The organism is Synechococcus sp. BDU 130192 (assembly GCF_963876085.1).
Taxonomy (GTDB): Bacteria; Cyanobacteriota; Cyanobacteriia; order Cyanobacteriales; family MRBY01; genus MRBY01.
Genome location: NZ_CAWNNO010000011.1, coordinates 183642 through 201231, shown reverse-complemented (window position 1 = coordinate 201231; position 17590 = coordinate 183642). Strand labels below are relative to the sequence as shown.

Annotated in this window: 19 protein-coding genes; 9 read left to right on the top strand and 10 right to left on the bottom strand. The window is 49.3% G+C overall.

Features of this window, described 5'->3' with window-relative positions:
* The first annotated feature begins 23 nt into the window (after positions 1-23).
* Positions 24-1358 (top strand): AAA family ATPase, encoded by a 1335-nt coding sequence (locus AACT35_RS04950; RefSeq protein WP_099241083.1) that lies wholly within the window; start codon positions 24-26, stop codon positions 1356-1358.
* Between the two features lie 147 nt (positions 1359-1505).
* Here AACT35_RS04950 and AACT35_RS04945 read toward each other — a convergent pair whose 3' ends face one another.
* Both AACT35_RS04945 and AACT35_RS04940 read right to left on the bottom strand, forming a co-directional pair.
* Positions 1506-1913, bottom strand: a complete 408-nt coding sequence (locus tag AACT35_RS04945; RefSeq protein WP_099241081.1) for a PIN domain-containing protein — start codon at positions 1911-1913, stop codon at positions 1506-1508.
* Positions 1900-2142 (bottom strand): antitoxin family protein, encoded by a 243-nt coding sequence (locus AACT35_RS04940; protein ID WP_099241079.1) that lies wholly within the window; start codon positions 2140-2142, stop codon positions 1900-1902. Before AACT35_RS04940 ends, AACT35_RS04945 begins: the two co-directional genes overlap by 14 nt.
* 118 nt (positions 2143-2260) lie before the next feature.
* Here AACT35_RS04940 and AACT35_RS04935 point away from each other — a divergent pair, with 118 nt between their 5' ends.
* The 4 genes from AACT35_RS04935 (at position 2261) to AACT35_RS04920 (ending at position 5668) form a co-directional block, all read left to right on the top strand.
* Entirely contained in the window at positions 2261-2503 is a 243-nt protein-coding gene (locus tag AACT35_RS04935) for a hypothetical protein (protein WP_099241077.1), read from the top strand.
* A gap of 678 nt (positions 2504-3181) precedes the next feature.
* A complete protein-coding gene (locus AACT35_RS04930) occupies positions 3182-3772 on the top strand; it encodes a DUF3038 domain-containing protein (RefSeq protein ID WP_012306700.1) in 591 nt (196 codons plus the stop codon).
* Positions 3773-3856: 84 nt separating this feature from the next.
* Positions 3857-5146, top strand: coding sequence for a DUF4335 domain-containing protein (locus tag AACT35_RS04925; protein ID WP_158227983.1), 1290 nt, complete (start codon positions 3857-3859; stop codon positions 5144-5146).
* Positions 5147-5293: 147 nt separating this feature from the next.
* Positions 5294-5668 carry a Crp/Fnr family transcriptional regulator gene (locus AACT35_RS04920; protein WP_099241071.1) on the top strand — a complete coding sequence of 125 codons (375 nt, stop codon included), beginning with the start codon at positions 5294-5296 and terminating at the stop codon, positions 5666-5668.
* A gap of 72 nt (positions 5669-5740) precedes the next feature.
* On the opposite strand, the gene AACT35_RS04915 is transcribed toward AACT35_RS04920, so the two are convergent.
* Positions 5741-7441, bottom strand: coding sequence for a glycosyltransferase family 39 protein (locus tag AACT35_RS04915; RefSeq protein ID WP_099241070.1), 1701 nt, complete (start codon positions 7439-7441; stop codon positions 5741-5743).
* Positions 7442-7694: 253 nt separating this feature from the next.
* On the opposite strand from AACT35_RS04915, the gene AACT35_RS04910 reads away from it, so the two are divergent.
* Positions 7695-8237 carry an NYN domain-containing protein gene (locus AACT35_RS04910; protein ID WP_062433333.1) on the top strand — a complete coding sequence of 181 codons (543 nt, stop codon included), beginning with the start codon at positions 7695-7697 and terminating at the stop codon, positions 8235-8237.
* 4 nt (positions 8238-8241) lie between these two features.
* Here AACT35_RS04910 and AACT35_RS04905 read toward each other — a convergent pair whose 3' ends face one another.
* The 3 genes from AACT35_RS04905 to AACT35_RS04895 are packed head-to-tail and all read right to left on the bottom strand — an operon-like array spanning position 8242 to position 9511.
* Complete coding sequence (locus AACT35_RS04905; RefSeq protein ID WP_099241068.1) at positions 8242-8913, bottom strand: serine/threonine protein kinase; 672 nt, start codon at positions 8911-8913, stop codon at positions 8242-8244.
* A 7-nt stretch (positions 8914-8920) separates the two neighbouring features.
* Positions 8921-9337: a GNAT family N-acetyltransferase gene (locus AACT35_RS04900; RefSeq protein WP_234991421.1), complete on the bottom strand. Its 417-nt coding sequence runs from the start codon at positions 9335-9337 to the stop codon at positions 8921-8923.
* A gap of 39 nt (positions 9338-9376) precedes the next feature.
* Positions 9377-9511 carry a hypothetical protein gene (locus tag AACT35_RS04895; protein WP_255447843.1) on the bottom strand — a complete coding sequence of 45 codons (135 nt, stop codon included), beginning with the start codon at positions 9509-9511 and terminating at the stop codon, positions 9377-9379.
* A gap of 91 nt (positions 9512-9602) precedes the next feature.
* Here AACT35_RS04895 and ygfZ point away from each other — a divergent pair, with 91 nt between their 5' ends.
* Complete coding sequence (ygfZ, locus tag AACT35_RS04890; protein WP_099241066.1) at positions 9603-10661, top strand: CAF17-like 4Fe-4S cluster assembly/insertion protein YgfZ; 1059 nt, start codon at positions 9603-9605, stop codon at positions 10659-10661.
* Positions 10662-10680: 19 nt separating this feature from the next.
* Here ygfZ and AACT35_RS04885 read toward each other — a convergent pair whose 3' ends face one another.
* Genes AACT35_RS04885 through crtE form a run of 3 tightly spaced genes read right to left on the bottom strand, consistent with a single transcriptional unit; the run spans position 10681 to position 12920 of the window.
* Entirely contained in the window at positions 10681-11481 is an 801-nt protein-coding gene (locus AACT35_RS04885) for an LCCL domain-containing protein (protein WP_099241064.1), read from the bottom strand.
* Between the two features lie 53 nt (positions 11482-11534).
* The gene (locus tag AACT35_RS04880; protein WP_030006209.1) at positions 11535-11990 is read right to left on the bottom strand and encodes a divergent PAP2 family protein; all 456 of its coding nucleotides are present in this window, start codon (positions 11988-11990) and stop codon (positions 11535-11537) included.
* Positions 11991-12011: 21 nt separating this feature from the next.
* Positions 12012-12920 carry a geranylgeranyl pyrophosphate/diphosphate synthase/geranyltranstransferaseCrtE gene (crtE, locus tag AACT35_RS04875; RefSeq protein WP_099241062.1) on the bottom strand — a complete coding sequence of 303 codons (909 nt, stop codon included), beginning with the start codon at positions 12918-12920 and terminating at the stop codon, positions 12012-12014.
* Between the two features lie 231 nt (positions 12921-13151).
* On the opposite strand from crtE, the gene AACT35_RS04870 reads away from it, so the two are divergent.
* Together AACT35_RS04870 and AACT35_RS04865 are read left to right on the top strand one after the other, a co-directional pair.
* Positions 13152-14885 carry a potassium channel family protein gene (locus AACT35_RS04870; protein WP_099241060.1) on the top strand — a complete coding sequence of 578 codons (1734 nt, stop codon included), beginning with the start codon at positions 13152-13154 and terminating at the stop codon, positions 14883-14885.
* Positions 14886-15015: 130 nt separating this feature from the next.
* Positions 15016-16194: a DUF445 domain-containing protein gene (locus AACT35_RS04865; RefSeq protein WP_445267901.1), complete on the top strand. Its 1179-nt coding sequence runs from the start codon at positions 15016-15018 to the stop codon at positions 16192-16194.
* Here AACT35_RS04865 and AACT35_RS04860 read toward each other — a convergent pair.
* Positions 16180-17568, bottom strand: coding sequence for a cytochrome c biogenesis protein (locus tag AACT35_RS04860; protein WP_099241058.1), 1389 nt, complete (start codon positions 17566-17568; stop codon positions 16180-16182). The two genes, AACT35_RS04865 and AACT35_RS04860, sit on opposite strands and share 15 nt — an antisense overlap.
* Positions 17569-17590 lie beyond the last annotated feature (22 nt).

Sequence of the window (17590 nt, the reverse complement as noted above, 5' to 3'; positions counted from 1 at the left end):
TTTTCATATAATAAAAATAACTAATGTCTAAGAAGTATCAAGTTACGGAAGTATTTGGAGTTAGTACTAAGTTAATTAAATCATATATCGAACGTCCTAAAGTCGATGATATGTTTAAGTCGGCTCTACATGAACAAAAGCAAATTGTTGTTTATGGAGCGTCCAAGCAAGGGAAGACTTCCTTAATATTAAAGCATCTCAAAAAAGAAGATTACGTCAAAGTCGAGTGCTCTCCTTCAACTCAAGCAATTGATATTTATAGATCGATTTTAAGACAATTAAATATCCGTTTTTTAGAGACATATACTAAAGAAAACAAGACTGAAGGAAGTCTTGGAGGGAAAGCAAACGTAACAATTAAGGTTCCCTTTGTATCTGAGGCAGAAGTTGAAGGAGATATTCAAGGAAATGCCTCACATTCACGTGGGACGACAGAAACTTTTATCGATTATAATCTTGCCTTAGCTCAAGATGTTTCCGAGCTACTCAATAAAAACAGTTTCAATAAAGTTATCATCTTAGAAAACTTTCACTATTTATCGCAAGAAACTCAAGAGACATTAGCGTACGATCTCCGCATTTTTCAAGATTATGAAATTGTATTTGTTATTTTAGGAATTTGGCGCGAAGCAAATCGCCTAGTTCAATACAATGGGGATTTATTAGATCGTGTGATTGAAATACCAGTTGAACCTTGGAGTAAAGACGATTTTCGTAGAGTCATTGATAAAGGCTCAAAATTACTAAATGTTGATTTTTCTCAAATCCAAGAAAATTTAATTGAACGTTCTTTTGATAGTATCGGCGTCGTTCAAGAACTGTGTAAAAAGTGTTGTTCTACTCAAGGTCTTTCTCAAACTAATGAAAATCGGATTAGTATATCTTTTGAGTCTTTAGCAACTTCAATACAGGGGAAAACCCAAGATTATGCAGCTCGCCATATAAGAAACTTTGAATCATTTTCAGATGTTTTACGGAAAACTAGCACTCAAAGTGGAAAATTATCATTGGGATTTCCTTATTATTTTATTAAGTTGTTATTGATAATAGACTTTTCCATTCTCCAAAAAGGATTGCCTAAATCTTTCATTTTAGAAGAAATCAGAAGAATACATCATAGGAGCGAGGATGTTCGATCCAGCGACTTAAGTAAATTTTTGCACAACATTACTCAACATCAAATCAACAAAAGTATTCGACCACCTTTTGTTGATTATGATCGAGGTGGGAAAATAATTAAAATAATTGATTCGTCATTATATTTCTTCTTATATAATTCTGACCGAAATGAAATACTGAATGATTTGTCTGATCCTTTAGAATGTGGAGAAGATGACTCTCAGATGAGTTTATTCTAAAAAAAGGCTACATATTTTATCTGGCAGATTACTGATCTTATTGTTCTGTTTAATACATGATGATGCGCTAGCACATTCTACTTTTGAGGAAAAAATACAGGCGATCGCCATTCAGTTGTGTGGAGAGAAAAGGGGCGATCGCCTTAGTTAGGTATTTTGAAAGGGGTTGTCAATTTTCAAGCCATCAATAGCTGAGTAACCAAAGTCTTCGGTGTACAGGATTTCAATATTTGCCTCTAAACAAGCCGCAACAATCATCGAATCCCAATGGGATAGGCTAAAGCGATTCATTAAATCTTCAGCACGATCAATCACATTCCAATTTGGCAAAGCCGTGTACCAAACTTGCTGCAAGTCACGAATATATTGATATGCTTGCGCTTTGTCATAGCCTAATGGTTCTAGCTTACGACTGGCAGCTAAATACTCACAAGCAACCTGCCAAATCAAAACACCGTCTGTTAATGAACATATTAGAGATGCAGCGATCACCTGTTTTTGCGGGTCACGAGGATCGTTAACGTAAATAAGAATGTTCGTATCAACCGCGTTCATGCAACATCTCCCGCGTAAACCGAGGAGCATCAGAAGGGATAGGAGTTTGTTGCATCCGTTCTACAAGTTGCATTAGAAAGTTTTGTCGAGCGGCAAGATCAGTAATTTTAGGAGGAATAACTTGAGAGGATTGCACCAAAAGCTCCACTTCAACGCCTTCAGGCAAGTCACAATCTGTCTGAAGGATAAACGTACCACTTCGATAAACGGCTTTTATGGCTTGGGACATGGGGAAACTCCTTCTGTAAGGCAGGCAACCTTGCGAATAACGACTCAAACTACTGACATAACATTATTTTAATCCAGATACTAATATAGATTTACTGAAACTGCTCATCATAAAATACATGCCTCAAAATTCGGAAATAAATGACGACTTGCGTCCTGAATATGACTTCACACAGATACCGATTGTGGCACGTGGACAACGGCGACAAAAACAAACTGAGACAGTCGATTTAGTACAGAAATTAGAGAATTTAGAAAAAGAAGTCAGTGCCTTCGAACTTGCTGGAGATATTGTTGGCTGCGTTGAGGCTCCAGAAGACTTAGCAACCAACAAGGATTACTTTGCAGATTTTGGTAAATAAACGGAAGTTCAGTCATGTGAAGAGAGAGAAGGGGGCGATCGTGGCCCGTCAACCGTTTGGAGGTTTCAATATGTCCGGTGTAGATTCTAAGGCGGGTGGCCCTGACTATCTCCTGCAATTCCTAGAGCCGCGTCATGTGACGGAAAATGTTCAGCGTCAAGGCTTTGCTCCCATTGAAGGCGTTGATTAATGACCGGAAGAATGGAGCTAAAACCCCGTCTTAACTTCAGTAAGTTCAGTCCCCTTTTAGGACAGCTTTCTGGTAAAGAGCATCGGGAGACCCTAAGCGGACATGGAGAGATGGCAAGGCTAATTGTGTTGCAACCCAGCTAAGTATCAAGAAATCTTCGACCGTTTACGGCGGGAAAGTATGTCAACTTTTTACTGGAATGTTCAATGGACGGTCATCCATATCGGCAACATTTGAACGTTGTTTTCCCTTGTGAATATGACCATTTTTGACCGTGTGGGAAAATGCACCGTTAAGACCGACAGGCATGGGGTTTGGCAACCAAAAAACTCCACTTTTCCACCATTACATCTTGAGCACGACCGAGTCGTGTCCTAGGGGTGGGGCATAATATTGGGGATATGTTGCCCATCACGGGGTTGCCACAAGGGAGTTGCAAAATCTGTAACCCAACGCTGGTCTCTATTTTTCTCACCTAAGCTGTAACTATGCGCCCTAGTCTCCAAGCCGTTCCTACCCCTGCGTCTTTTGCGGATTTGCCCCTGGCCCAGCCCCCCGATGGTCAGCAGCTAGAGAATATTAAAAGTCATCTGGACTTGGTCTTATTGGCGTTGGAGTCCTTAGCGGGCCTGAGTTCAGAGGCGATGTTACAGGCGGCCAAAGAGCTAAATTTAGAGGCGGTCATCGGCGATCGCGTTACCTTATGGCGACTGCGACAGTCTAACCCTCTCCGGAAAAGTAGTGGGGGCCGCAAAAAATTAGACGTCGAAGAAGCCCGCTCTTTGGTGTTGATCATCTGCCATTTAGCCCGCCAGCAGCAGGATGACATTCGCCGCGCCTGCGCTCTCCTGGAACAGATGACCGAACAAGGCCAGGAACCCCACCGAGCCGCTCTTTTAGGGGATTACCTCGATAACTTTAGCAATACCTACCAAGAACGCATGGAGGAAGGGGAGGCGATCGCCTCAGCCTCCTTAGTGGGACTCGCCCTGAAATTACTGATTGATTTGCTGTTCTATGGGGCCAAAAATGGACATCGACGCCTCTGGTTAGCATTAATCGATCAAGGCAAAACCTAGAGACTTGACCTAAACTCCACCCTTGATTTTTTCTCTTTTTTACTCAATTCCCCCGTAGTTTGTTTTCGTTCTTAGATGGTTCCTATGCTCTCTCCCACCCTCACCCGTCGCTATACTCCCCCCACCTGTAGCCTGGAAGTGGCAGCGAAAACCTCGGCCCTCTCCCAGTGGACAGGGAAGCCGCTGATTAAAGAATTGAATTTTGAGTTGAGTTTTGATGATCCGCGCCTTGGCCCCGATCAGCGCATCGTCATCAAAGGCGATCGCCCCCAATTGGATGCCCTCGCCACCGCCGTCAATGAGTATGTCCAAGGGTTTCTCCAAGACCTCAGTCCCGACTTAGAATGGCTGCCCCAAGCCACCTCTGTCTATGGCTACCACAACACCCCTGGTCAGACCGTCGCCACCCTGCCCCAACCCCAGCTTGTCACCCAGGGACTTTTGTCCCATACCCTCCACCTGGGTCGCCTAGCAACCAAGGAATCTGGCCCGGCCCTCCAACTCAACGCTACCCAACTCCATGACCTGGCGGAGGCCCTCGAAACCTACCAGACGGACATGGTGGCTTTACCCAGCCTCACTGCTAGCCAACAACGCCGGACTGTCACTCGCTGGGGGGCGATCGCCGCGTCTTTTCTCCTCGTGGTGGGGATTAGTAACGCCGTTTGGCAACAGCAACAAATCCCGGAAACCAGTAGTGCCCTAAACCTCGAAGCTACGGATGAAGCGGGCAACCAAGTGGAGCTTATCCCTCCAGATCCCCACGCCTCCTATACCTTCTCGCCAGTGCCATCCGCAGCCGATGCGCCCCTAGATGACCCACGGGTTGCTCCCCAAACCGTTGATCTGACTCAACCGACGCCAGGGGAAACCACGACTGCGAATCCGGCTCCCCCAACCGCATCCCCCCCCAGTCCCCCTAGTAATGATCCGGCCCCGATCACGGCTACTGCCCCCAGGGAGAACACCAGCCTGAGCGTCGCCCCCAGCTTTGGGGGACAAATGGCCAGAACCACCGCTGCCGATCAAGCAGAACAATTTGCTGATGCGCCCCAGCAAGAGGCGATCGCCCTGTCTCCCGCCAATGCCCCAAGGCTAAACCCCGAACAGCGAGTTGAACGTCATTTTCAAACCCAGTGGCAGAGTCCCGCCGACCTCGGTGAAGTCCTAGAATATCGCTTAAAGCTCAGTGAACAAGGGGCCATTGAAACAGTCTTTCCCATTGGTAAAGCCGCCGAACTGTATCAACCCCAACTTTCTTTTCTCTCTGTGGGTCGCAATGTTGGCGCTTCTTTTCCTGCTGAAAGTCGGACATTTCGCCTAGTGTTAAATCCCGATGGTCGTGTCCAGGCTTTTACCGAAGCACCCCGCTAAAAACAGCCTTGGTAAAGGGGAAGTTAAATTCGCGATAAGCCCAAAGAAATACGCAAAAAAGCGGCCTTAGCTCCACTATGATCGTGAATAGGCGGGCATTGGCTCGTTTTTAGAAATTTATTTCGAGAGTTCAGAAGGAACTAAATCATGATGGCGCATTTTGACTTATTTAGACATGACCACGACACCCAGGATTTCGCGGCGGGCACTGTAATTTTTAGCGCAGGCACCCCGGGCAATCTGCTCTACATTATCCAAACCGGGGAAGTGGAAATTCAGTTTCAAGGGCAACCCTTGAGTATCCTCGGTGAAGGGGAAGCTCTAGGAGAAATGGCCGTCATTGAGCCGGGTTCCCCCCGCAGTGCAACGGCGATCGCCAAAACGGATTGTCGCCTCGTGGTGATTGACCAAAAGCGATTTACCTTCCTCATCCAGCAAAATCCCTACTTTGCCATCGAAATCATGAAAACCTTAGCCGAGCGTTTAAGTCGCACGAACCAAAAGCTAGAGGCCCAGGGTTAGGGACGGTTGTTAACAAAAGTGCCTTGCGGTTGAATCCCGCTGAGAAGATTCACTGAGAAAAGCCGCTTAAATTTATCCCCTGGGAAATGGCAGATCAGGGGTACATTGGTAAACATCGCTGTAGTAGCCAGAAACCCAAACTTGTTCAGAAGCGCGGCAGTTTGACAGAGGAATCGGTTCAAAGATGTTGATCGACCATAATTCAAAGGGCGTTTGGGAAAATTGAGCGCTGATTCTGTCTAGATCGTCAGTGTAAGCTGCTGGCGCATCTTGTTTCGGTACAAAAGCAAAAAATACAGGGCGTTCTAGGGTGCGTCGTTGCTGTTCCCAGGCGATCCCCATCATTTCGCCAATTTGCACGGTGCTTTCCCGGGGGAGCACCATCAGTACAGGTTGGGTTGCTGTTGCGAGTCGGTCAACGATTTTGTCGGGGTGGTAGTACTTTTGGTAGCCCCAATCATGGACGACAGTTAAGGCACTACAAAAACTAATCAACACCATAAAGGCGATCGCCTTTGTCCCAGATTTCACCTGGGGAAACCGAGTCCCCATCGTTTCAACCCCTAGACAGCGAATCTGATCCCGCTGCCAAAAATAGCTCAGGCCAACGGCTCCCAAGAGAATTACCGCCGGAAAATACACAAAACTGTAGCGAGCCCCACGGGTAATATCGATGCCGAGGCCAAAACTGAGCACCCCAAAGAGTCCCCAGGCAGCCCCCACAAAACGACAGAGAAAAAATAACTCATCCTGAAACTGAGGCACTGTGCTTTGGGCCTTGATGCCTTGTCGCCACAGGGTCAAAAAACGAATACCCACCACGATCATCACCGCACCACAGACAATTACCGTCGGCAAAAAATCCACCTCGATGGGCAAAAGCATCACCATCGTGACAACGGTGGCCAACAACTGAAAGACCGGACTGAGCCATGCCAGCCAATCACTGCGATCAAGGCGAATCCAGCTAGTCATACTCATGCCATAGCTGTCGGGGAGTACTTGGGTTTTCCAGATCAGCCCCAAAAGCCCCACTGTCAGAATGATCGTTCCTAAACGCCACCATTGCTTCGGAATCGGATATTTGCGGTAGGTCACCATCCACCACCCCAGGGCGATCGCCTCGGCCAGAAGCGTCAGAACAAAAAAGTAATGCACTAACAGCCCCGCCCCACAGAGGACAATCCCCACAAAAACTTGCCCCCAGGACAGCGCCTGCCGGGTCTTAATTTGGCGCAGCACTAGGAAACTAAATCCCAAGGAAGCGATCACAAACAGACCAATTAATGTATAGTGACGAGCTTCCTGGGCCAGGTAAATATCAAAGGGCGAAAAAGCCATCAAAGCCGCCGTAAGTTGGGCAATTTTTTCCGACTGAAAGAGCCACTTTGCCAAACCATAAAGCGATCCAATGCCTAACAAACTAAGCAGCACCGAGAGGAGACGCACCCCATCAATGGAAATGTACCCCCCCATCTCTAGGGGAAATAGGCGCTGCCAGAGGTTAACCACCATGAAATACAACGGCGGGTGGTTATCGTAATGGATCAAAAAATGGGCCGCTTCAGTGACCCCTTGGTCTGGATAGCCGAGCAGGGGCGCTAAAAGCTCTTTCCCCGTGAGAATTTCGTCGTAGGGCAGTTGATTATAATTTTCGGCGCGACTGTAGAGGAGGGTCGCAAATTCATCGGTCCAAGAGGGTTTTGCACCAAGGTTTGTCAGGCGAATAATCCCGCCTAAAATTACCCAAAACCATAATAAAAAAACGGGCAACGTTTTGCTTGAAATAATATTTTTTGGGGAGGTATTTAAAAAGAATTGCAACTTAAAAATAAAGCCTTAACTAAAATGAACGGCAAGGGGATGCAACCCCAAGGAAGTCTTTGTCTTCTCGCAATGGTGAACGATATTAGCAGACCGCAGCGATAATTTCGACGATGGCAGAAGCGTGACAAAACTTGTTAGGATGTGGTTTTTATCCATTAAAATCCTTTTGTTTTTTCACCATGGAGGTTACGAGTGAGTCATGAAGTCCCAATCCCCCGAAGCGCTACTATTAGTGGATGGTTATAACGTCATTGGTGCTTGGCAGGAGCTTAAGGCAACCCGCGATCGCCACGGCCTTGAGATGGCACGGGACGAATTGATTGAAGTTTTAATTAACTACGCCTCCCACAACTGCTACCGGACAAAAGTCGTTTTTGACGCCCATTACCAGCAGACCCCTAGCCAAGAAGAAGAACATACGCAATTTGTTTCCGCTTACTACACCGCTTTCTCGGAAACTGCCGATACTTACATCGAAAAAGCCTGCGCCGCTTTTCGGCACGACTATAATACGCCCCGACGGGTAATTGTGGTGACCTCCGACCAGGCCCAACGGCATACGGTGGTGGGTTATGGGGCGGAATGGATGTCTTCTTTAAAGTTGCAATCGGATGTGGCCGCCGCCAATCGACGTTCCCGGGATCATCGCAAACGCCAACGCCAGCAGCGACGGGGGCAACTCTTAAATAGTCTTGATCCGAAAACCCAACAGATTTTACGTCAGTTACGCCACGGCCTCTAGGGTTTCAAGGTTTCAAAAAAAGGCGATCGCCAAGCCGACGATAAACGCGATAGACCGTGCGTACTTGGTCTAAAAAAGCATAGGGAATTTTTAATTTGAGACCAGCAATCAGGGGTCGATAAAGGCAATAATAGGCCCGTTTAAGATCTTTCCAGGCATAACAGGGCTCTGGTTTGAGGAAGTCGGAAATATCTACCACAAGTCCCCGACCATCGACCCCCAGCATCACATTTTTCCCGTGGACATCGTGGGGATTGAGGCCCTGGGCATAGACATAATCCAAGGCTTGATCAATATCTTCAATGACTTTTCTCGGAATTGGAATCCCCCGGTGGGCACAGTCGTAGAGGGTCGTGCCATGCAAACGCCGCAACACTAAAATGCCATCCTTGGCGTAATAACATTCCGAAAACGCAGCGTGGGTCCCTAGGCGACGATAAACTTCCACTTCTGCGGCAAATCCCTCCCGGTGGGGGGCATAGACCTTTACTACCCACGCCGGAAAGTCAGGGTGGGCGACAACCGCAGCATAGTTCCCGGTGCCCACACAATACCAAGGGTTGGGGCAATGGCGTACGATCACAGGATGGTGGGGATGCTCGCTAGTGAGATCGAGGTGGGGCCGGAGTTCCTGTTCGAGGCGATCACAAAAAACTTGGAGTCGAGATTGAGCCATAGATCCTTTAGGGGAGGATTTTTCGCATCAAGATTGCATGGGGCTGGTAAGTGAGGCTTTGGTAAAAGCTCTGGGCCGTCTGATTATTCGTAAAAACCTGGAGGGTAATTTGGCGATCGCCTTTGGTTTTCGCGTACCGTTCCGCTGTGGCCATAAGCGCCGAACCCAACCCCCGACGGCGATACTCCGGCATCACATACAACAGAAAAATATGACTGTGGCGATCGCCGCTAATCTGATCAACACTATTGCCCAGCCAGAGACAACCCACCACTTGCTCCGTTTCTGTCCGTACCCACCAGAGGGGCGTATCCACTGTGAAGTAATGGTTCAAGGTTGTACGGAGGTGATCGAAGCCCGTTTCCGGATAAAGTTCCTGGTAACTGCGGTGCAAAAACTTTAACAATAACGGTCGGTCGATCATCGCACCCCGTCTCAGAGAAAAGCCCGCTGGTAGCATGACCTAGCCCAAAAAACTAATGGGTGCTGGGGCGAGCATATCGGTGGGGAGAAAAATCCGGGCGCTGACAATCCCTAAAGCCAAGAGGAAGACCAGCAAAATTAAAAACGGCAGAATCTGTTGACGAAATAAGTCCATAGGTGGCGATCCCAAACAACACATAGAAAATATCTCTGTCAGTGTAACCTCTCCCCTTGGCATAATGGAATCTGTGCCAAATTGAGTATCCATGACCATTGCCATGACCCCCCTTTTGCAATACCACCAGCACCAAGGCTTTCCTTTAACAGCTTCCGGTGAGGCCGTTGTAACCTTTGGGAACGACGCCGACATTTCCCAAGATTTCAGCAATGGCTGTCTGCTCTATGACCAAAGCCATTGGGGTCTCCTCAACTTTACGGGCGCTGACCGTCAACGCTACCTCCACAACCAAAGCACCAATCAAATCCAGCAGCTTCAATCGGGCCAAAGCTGTGACACTGTCCTCGTTAATTCCACGGCCCGCACCATCGATCTCGCCACGGTGCATATTCTGGATGATGCCCTCTGGGTGCAGGTCTCGCCCCAGAAAAAAACCTTTCTCCTGGAATGGTTTGATCGGTTTCTCTTTCCAATGGACAAAGTAGAAATTAGTGATCTTTCTGGGCAGTTTAATATTCTGTCTTTGATGGGTGTTCAGGCCAAAGAAATTCTCGAAAAACTCACTGGTGTAACCTTAGCTGACTTTCCGGCTGGTGGTCATCAATTTCTAGAAATCCAGGGACAAAACATTCTCTGTGCGACGGGGAACAGTTTGAAATTACCGGGCTATACCCTGTATATTCCCGCCGAGGCTGGTGTCGAAATTTGGCAAGCTCTGATGAATTTAGGAATGATCCCCTGTGGCGAAGCAGCCTGGGAAAAATTGCGCATTCACCAAGGCAGACCCGCCCCCGACCAAGAACTCACCGAAGATTATAATCCCCTGGAAGCAGGGCTTTGGGATTGTATTTCCTTTGATAAAGGCTGCTACATTGGCCAGGAAACCATTGCCCGCCTCAATACCTACAAAGGCGTTAAACAGCGCCTCTTTGGGATTCAACTTTCTGCCCCCGTAGCAGTCCCTTGCAAAATTTTTGTGGGTGAAGAACGGGCCGGCGTCATCACCAGTATTGACCCGGATAACACCTTTGCCCTTGGTTATGTCCGTACGAAAGTGGGTGGAGAAGGGTTAGAAGTGGCAGCAGGAGAAGTGACTGGAAAAGTTGTCGCGGTTCCCTATGTGACCCATGCTTACCCCGAACCCTAGGGAACTGTCTTTGGTTGCTTTATTCGTCTAAAAAGATGAAGCTGCCGCCCCAAGAGCCATAGTCAGCAGTAACTACGCCATTGCGATCGCCGCCGGTGTAGCTGTCCTGACCGGGGGCAATTTCGATGGTGATCGGGCCGCCCGTAGCTAGGTCAATTTCTCCGGCATGCACCGCTGCCACACAGATTGCGGAATCGTTGGTGTAAATATCCGTCCCCCAGACCGAGGCCCCTAGTTCACCGTTGGGTGGGCAATTGAAACTGTAGCGATCGCCAACATTTTCGGCAATCCCGAAGGAGCCTGGGGTCGAATCCCACTGGATATTTGGCGTTGTTGCAGCGTTACCACTGGCCTCCGGAAAACGGAAGCTCCCACCCCAAGCGCCGTAGTCACGACTGGTCACTGCATTTTGTTGACTACCGGTGTAGAGGTCTTGGCCCGCGAGGATTTCTAAGGTTAAATTTCCCCCGGTCTCTGCGGCGAATAGACCTGCATGGACGGCGGCAGCACAAATGGAAGAATCGCTGGTGTAAACACCCGTACCCCAAATCCTTTGGCTGGGATCCCCCGGCGGACAGGAAAACTCGAAGGTCTGTCCCACCTGGTCTTGGATTTCAAGGCTAACGGGACTGGCTTCCCATTCCAGGGTAGTGAATTGGAGGGTTGGGGGCGACGCTGGGGTTTCCGGTGCTGCTTCTGGGGTCGCAACAGTTCCGCCTCCAGTGGCGTTAGATTCTGGGGTGGTGCTGTTTTGGGTACAGGCACCCAGGGAAAAAGCCAGGGCGATCGCCCCGAAAAAATAAGTCGTAGATTGCATCATGAAGCTTAGAAATAAGAAGAAATTCGTTTAGGGATGAAGGTCAGGATCTGGGTCTAGGCCAGTTGGCTATTGGCAAAAAAGGCGATCGCAATGCCCAAGGAAAGCCCCACAAATACCTGTACTGGTGTGTGACCGAGTAATTCCTTGAGCCGTTCTTCGCTAAATTCTTTTTCCTGGAACATATCATCAATGATCTGGTTGAGAATACGCGCTTGCTTACCCGCAGCTTGGCGTACTCCGGCGGCATCGTACATTACAATCACCGCAAACAAACAGGCGATCGCAAACTCAGAACTATCCCATCCTTTCGCCTGACCAACCCCTGTCGCTAAAGCCCCCACCAGAGCAGAGTGGGCACTGGGCATCCCCCCAGCACTGAAGAGGGAACGGAGGCTGGTTTTTTGATAACGAATCAAATCAATGGGAATTTTGAGCAACTGTGCCGTAATGCAGGCCACTAATGCCACAATCAGGATGTGATTTTGGAAAACTGCGCTGAAATTATCCATGGTGCTTGGCCGTGACGCGGGTTAGTTTTTACGGTTAACGATGTATTCCGCCAGGGCTTTAAGGGGATTGGCCTTTTCACCATAGGGTTCGAGGGAGGCGATCGCCTCTGCCACCAGCTTGCGGGCCTCAGCCTGGGATTTTTCAATACCCCATAGGCTCGGATAAGTCACTTTCTGGGCTTCGAGGTCTTTGCCCGCCGTTTTACCTAGTTCCTCCGCTGTGGCGGTGATATCGAGAATATCATCGACAATCTGAAAAGCCAGACCAATATTTTGGGCATAACGGGAGAGTAATTGCACTTCTTCCGGTTTCGCCCCGGCTAAAATTGCCCCCGCCGTAACGCACACTTCCAGCAATGCCCCTGTTTTATGGGTGTGGATAAAGTTCAAGGTTTCTACGGCAACATCGGTTTTCCCTTCCGATTCGAGATCCACCACTTGGCCACCGACGAGGCCTTCAGCCCCCACTGCTTGACCGAGGCGTACGATCACCTGCAACAGACGTTCTGCCGGAACATCCGGGGTGCGGGCCACATATTCAAAGGCGTAGGAAAGCAAGGCATCCCCCGCCAAAATGGCAATATCTTCCCCGTAAACTTTATGATTCGTGGGTTTGCCTCGACGGAGATCGTCATTGTCCATGGCGGGCAGATCATCATGGATTAAAGACATGGTGTGGATCATCTCCAGGGCGCAGGCCGTATTCATCGCCATGGCAGCGGTGCCCCCCAACATTTCACAGGCGGCAAGACAAAGAATCGGGCGTAACCGTTTCCCCCCAGCCAGGAGGGAATAGCGCATGGCTTCGTAGATGGTGACAGGCTCAGTGATAACTAAGGATTGGTCAAGGGCGGTTTCGACGATGGTCTTTTGTTCTTGGAGATATTGCGCGAGGGAAAAGCCCTGGGTGTGAGCGTCTGCAACTACCATAGCTACGTTTGGAAAACTGTTGATTTTTTCAAGAATATTCTACAGGGCTTTGGGGGCAAGTCTGGGGGAATCATCCTGGGTTGCTTACAGAGGGGTGCTAATTCTGGCCTCTAAATGTGAAGTTGTTTTGCTCTGTGTGGTTCATTACACTCGCCGGGAACGTTTGGGTTTAAAACAGGAAGGGTAATTGATCTGTTGAGATAAGTCCTGATCAACCCAGGCCCAGTTTCCATGCAACCAAAAATTATTGTCTGTGGTTTAGGACGAACGGGATATAAGATTTTTCGTCTACTGCAAAATCAAGGGGCTGAGGTGATCGGCATTAGCGATCGCCCCAGTCATCAGCGGGCAGCGGGCATTATTGTGGGAGACCCCAGGCAGGGACAACTCCTCGTGCGGGCGGGCATTCATGCGGCCCAAACCCTCGTCCTCGCCAGTAATGATGATGCTCTCAATCTTGCGGTGCTGACCCAAGCGCGGGTGCTAAATCCAAATATTCGCATTGTCAATCGTATCTATAACCAAGCCCTGGGCGATCGCCTCGATCAAACCCTGCCGGATCATGTGACCATGAGTGTTTCGGCCCTGGCCGCTCCCATTTTTGCCTTTGCCGCCCTGGGCAATAAAGCCATCGGCCAACTGCGTCTCTACGAAAAAACCTGGCCGATCTATGAAGAAGTGATCACTACGGATCATCCCTGGTTAGGCCAACCCCTCAGTGAGCTTTGGGAAAATCCGGAGCGGATGTTTATCCACTACCTACCAGCCCAGGGGGAAATGGATTTGGTGTCGGCGGTGGTGGCCGACCAAACCCTCCAGGTGGGGGATCACTTAATCTTAGGGACGCCGCCCCAGGTTAAAAGTCAACGTTATTCCCTCTGGCAAAAATTTCGGAAGGCGATCGCCAATCTACGGCAGTACCAACATCACGTGCGGCCAATGACCCTAGTGACGGTGGCGTTGTTGGTGACCATCTGCATTGCCACTTTTACCTATGTTTGTGTGAATTTTAATTTGTCCCTGGTGGATGCCCTTTATTTTTCAGTGGGGATGATCACTGGGGCCGGGGGAAAAGAAGAAGTCGCGGAACTCGCCCCCGATTGGGTCAAGGTTTTCACGGCGGTGATGATGGTGGTCGGCGCTGGAGTCGTGGGGATCTGTTATGCGTTGATCAATGATTTCATTTTGGGAAGTCGAATTCGTCAGTTTTGGGATGCGACAAAAATTCCCCACCAAAACCATTACGTGATCTGTGGCTTGGGAGGGATGGGCATGGCGATCGCCCGCCAACTGCACCACCAGGGCTATGACGTTGTTGTTCTCGAAACTGACCACAACAACCGCTTTTTACGCACCGCCAGAACCTTGGGGATTCCGGTCATTCTTGCCGATGCCAGTGTGACCAGCAGTTTACGGGATGCACGGATTGCCAAAGCAACGGCCCTCATTGCCGCCACCAGCCAGGACATGACCAACGTCGAAATTGCCCTGAGTGCCAAGGCGATCGCCCCCAAGGTCAATGTGATTGTCCGTATTCAAGATACGAATTTTGCCCAGTCGGCCCAGGAAGTCTTTTCCTTTGATCTGGTGCTTTCCCCGACGGAACTCGCAACCCATTCTTTTGCTGCCGCCGCCCTAGGGGGACGTATCCTTGGCAACGGCATGACCGACGATCTGCTGTGGATTGCCCTGGCAACCTTGATTACCCCAAACCATCCTTTCTGTGGACAGCGGGTTCAAGATGCGGCGATCGCCCAAAATTTTGTCCCCCTCTACCTCGAATCCCAGGGGGAAGCGGTGCACGGTTGGCCCCTCCTGCAACGGCAACTGCAACCCCAGGATGTCCTGTATATCACCATCGCCGCCAATGGTCTCCAAAAGCTGTGGCGTAAGGAACCCAGCAATTCAGAAGTGACCTTTAACCCCTTTCCGTCAGTCCAAGGAAGCGAAGCCTTTGTGCCCTAGCAATCAATAAAGTTACATCTCAATCCAGGCGATCGCCCAACTAAAAGCCCTAAAATCAGAGATGTTGAGTACAAAATGACCCACAGCTTTGAATTTTTGGACGTTACTGTTACCCCCTGTTGCTGGCACTGTGATTGGGTATTTCACCAATGACATTGCGATCAATATGCTGTTTCGTCCCTACAAGGCCATCTACCTTGGCGATCGCCGTTTACCCTTCACCCCAGGCCTGATCCCCGCCAACCAAGACCGCCTCGCCCGCAACATTTCCCGGATTATTATGGGGTCGCTGCTCACCCCCGAAGAAATCCAAAAGCTCGCCCAAAAACTGCTCCAAACCGAACGCATCGAAGCCGCGATCCGGTGGCTGCTGCAATTGGCCTTTGCACAAATCCAGGGCGAACAAGAACAAAAAACCGCTGGGATTCTGGCGGCCATTCTACGAGACTTAGCCAGCGAATCTTTGCCCCGCCTCATTAAAGTTTGGTCTCGGGAAGATACCTTCTTAGAAGCCCAGGTTTACCAACTGTTTGATCAACTGCTGCTGGACTTTAAACTTACGGAGGCCCAAGCCCGCCAGCTTACCGATTGGCTGTTGCGTACCGTTCTAACCCCCGATATTCTCCGTCAGGCGACCATTGATTTTCTTACCGACAAAAATATTGAAATTATCGACACCAGCCTCCGGGAAAAAACCAGCGGTACCTATTGGGTCGTTGCGAACCTATTTGGCGTTAAAAATAGCCTGACCCGCCTCCGGGCCTTCTGTTTAGAAGAACGAGAAATTGCCAACGCCCGCCTCCAAGAGTTAATTCTCACCCTCGAAATTCGCCTTAAATTGCGCCTCTGGCTCCAGGGTTTGTCCCTCCAAAATTTGCCTGTGTCTACGGTGCGGCAACTCCGTAAAAGTTTTCACCAAACAATCCGCCAGTATTTCCAGGATAAAGGGGCGGGCTTGATGGAATATATTGGTGAGTCGGTGGATTGGGATAATTTGTCGGTGGTGATTTTACGGCGGCTCCAAGCGTCTCAAGTCTTAGATAGTTCCCTGGGTGTCGTTAGCCAAGAATTATCTTTGCTTTTGGATCGCTATTTAGAAAAAGACCTCGAAAAAATTATCAGTCAAGTGATCCCGATCCTCGCCATTGATCAAGTAATCATTGAGCGGGTGAACAATACCAGCCCCAGGGAACTAGAACGCGCCATTCAGGGCATTGTTAAAAATGAACTCCAAGCCATCGTTAATTTGGGGGGAGTACTGGGCTTCCTCGTTGGTGTAGCCCAATCGGTTATTTTATTGCTCAATTGATGTCAAGGTATTTTCTGGGGTTGCTTGGGCAGATGATGTTTCGAGGGTGTTAATAATTTCCAGGAGTTCCCGCTCAAAGGCCACCTGAGCGCGATTGGTTTTTCCTCCCAGATAAAAGCGATCGCCAGCGGCCAGGGCCCACACTTGGGAATAGGAAACATAGCTCATCACGACACCAAGCATCACCAACAAAAAGCCTGCATATACCACAGGAACACCGGGATCAGCCTTAATCTGGAGACCAGTGCTACCAACAAGATCAACCAATTTCAAGCTAATGTCCCCCACATCTAGGCGATCGCCAACCCGTACCGCTCCGACCAATTCTCCCTGCTCGTTATAGACAATGGCACTGCCCTGGAGATCCTGCATCAAGATCGAGACCCCAGCACTCATATCTGGCCTAATGGGGACCCAACTGCCCCAGAGTTTCGCTCCATTCTCCGTGGGGATTTGGGCGGCGGGTAATTGAAAAATCGGGCTATTATTCAGTTGAACTTGGACACCACCAATAGACCAACTGGTTTGATAAAAGGTGATGCCATCGTAGCGGAGGGGGTGGTTTACCGAAATCGTTTTGCGCTCAAGCTCCTGGCCCTGTTCATCGACCACCGATAGATCTGAATAGAATTGATCAATGTCACCCGTGGGGGTGTAGTCGATCCAAAAACGATTCACGTTCACTGACCAAGGGCGATCGCTCTCGGAAAAAATCCCCGCCTTAAACACATTATTGACCTTAAAATTCACGCCGCTGGGAATCATCTCCTGGGCCATGAACCCCCCAAAGGCTCCCCAAATAGAACCCACCAAGGTGACGATCATGCCGATGTGGACAATAATCGGCCCAATACGCCCCACAATCCCTTTCCGGGCATAGAGCTTTTCGCCGTCCTGAAAAATTTTGTAGCGCTTTTTTTCGAGTTGGGGTTTTAGGCTCTGGAGCGAACCATGATCCAATTCCGTACTGAGGGCTAATTTATTAAATTGCCGGGCTTGGCTGTAGTAATTCCAATTTTGGGCTGTTTTCAGGGCAGGCAGTTGCCGCCGAAAGGTACAGGCGATCAAACTCACTCCGAAGGCGAGGAGTAAAACCAAGTACCACCAAGTTGTATAAACATGATCCAGTCCCAACCCTAATAGAACTTTCCAAGACAAAAACCCCAACAACGCCGGATCTTCAGGGTAGTTCTCTTGGTAAAACTGGATGGTACTGCCCTGTTCGATGACGGTTCCTAGAATGCTAAATACCGCAATGAGCAACAGCAGGGCGATCGCCACCCGGAGATCCGCAATCCACTTTAAACCCGTGCGCCAGACCTTGCGGGGAAAACTGTGCCACGGAGAATTAGGAGAAGAATCAGAAACTGTCATGGTTTAGGGGATGAGAAAAGAC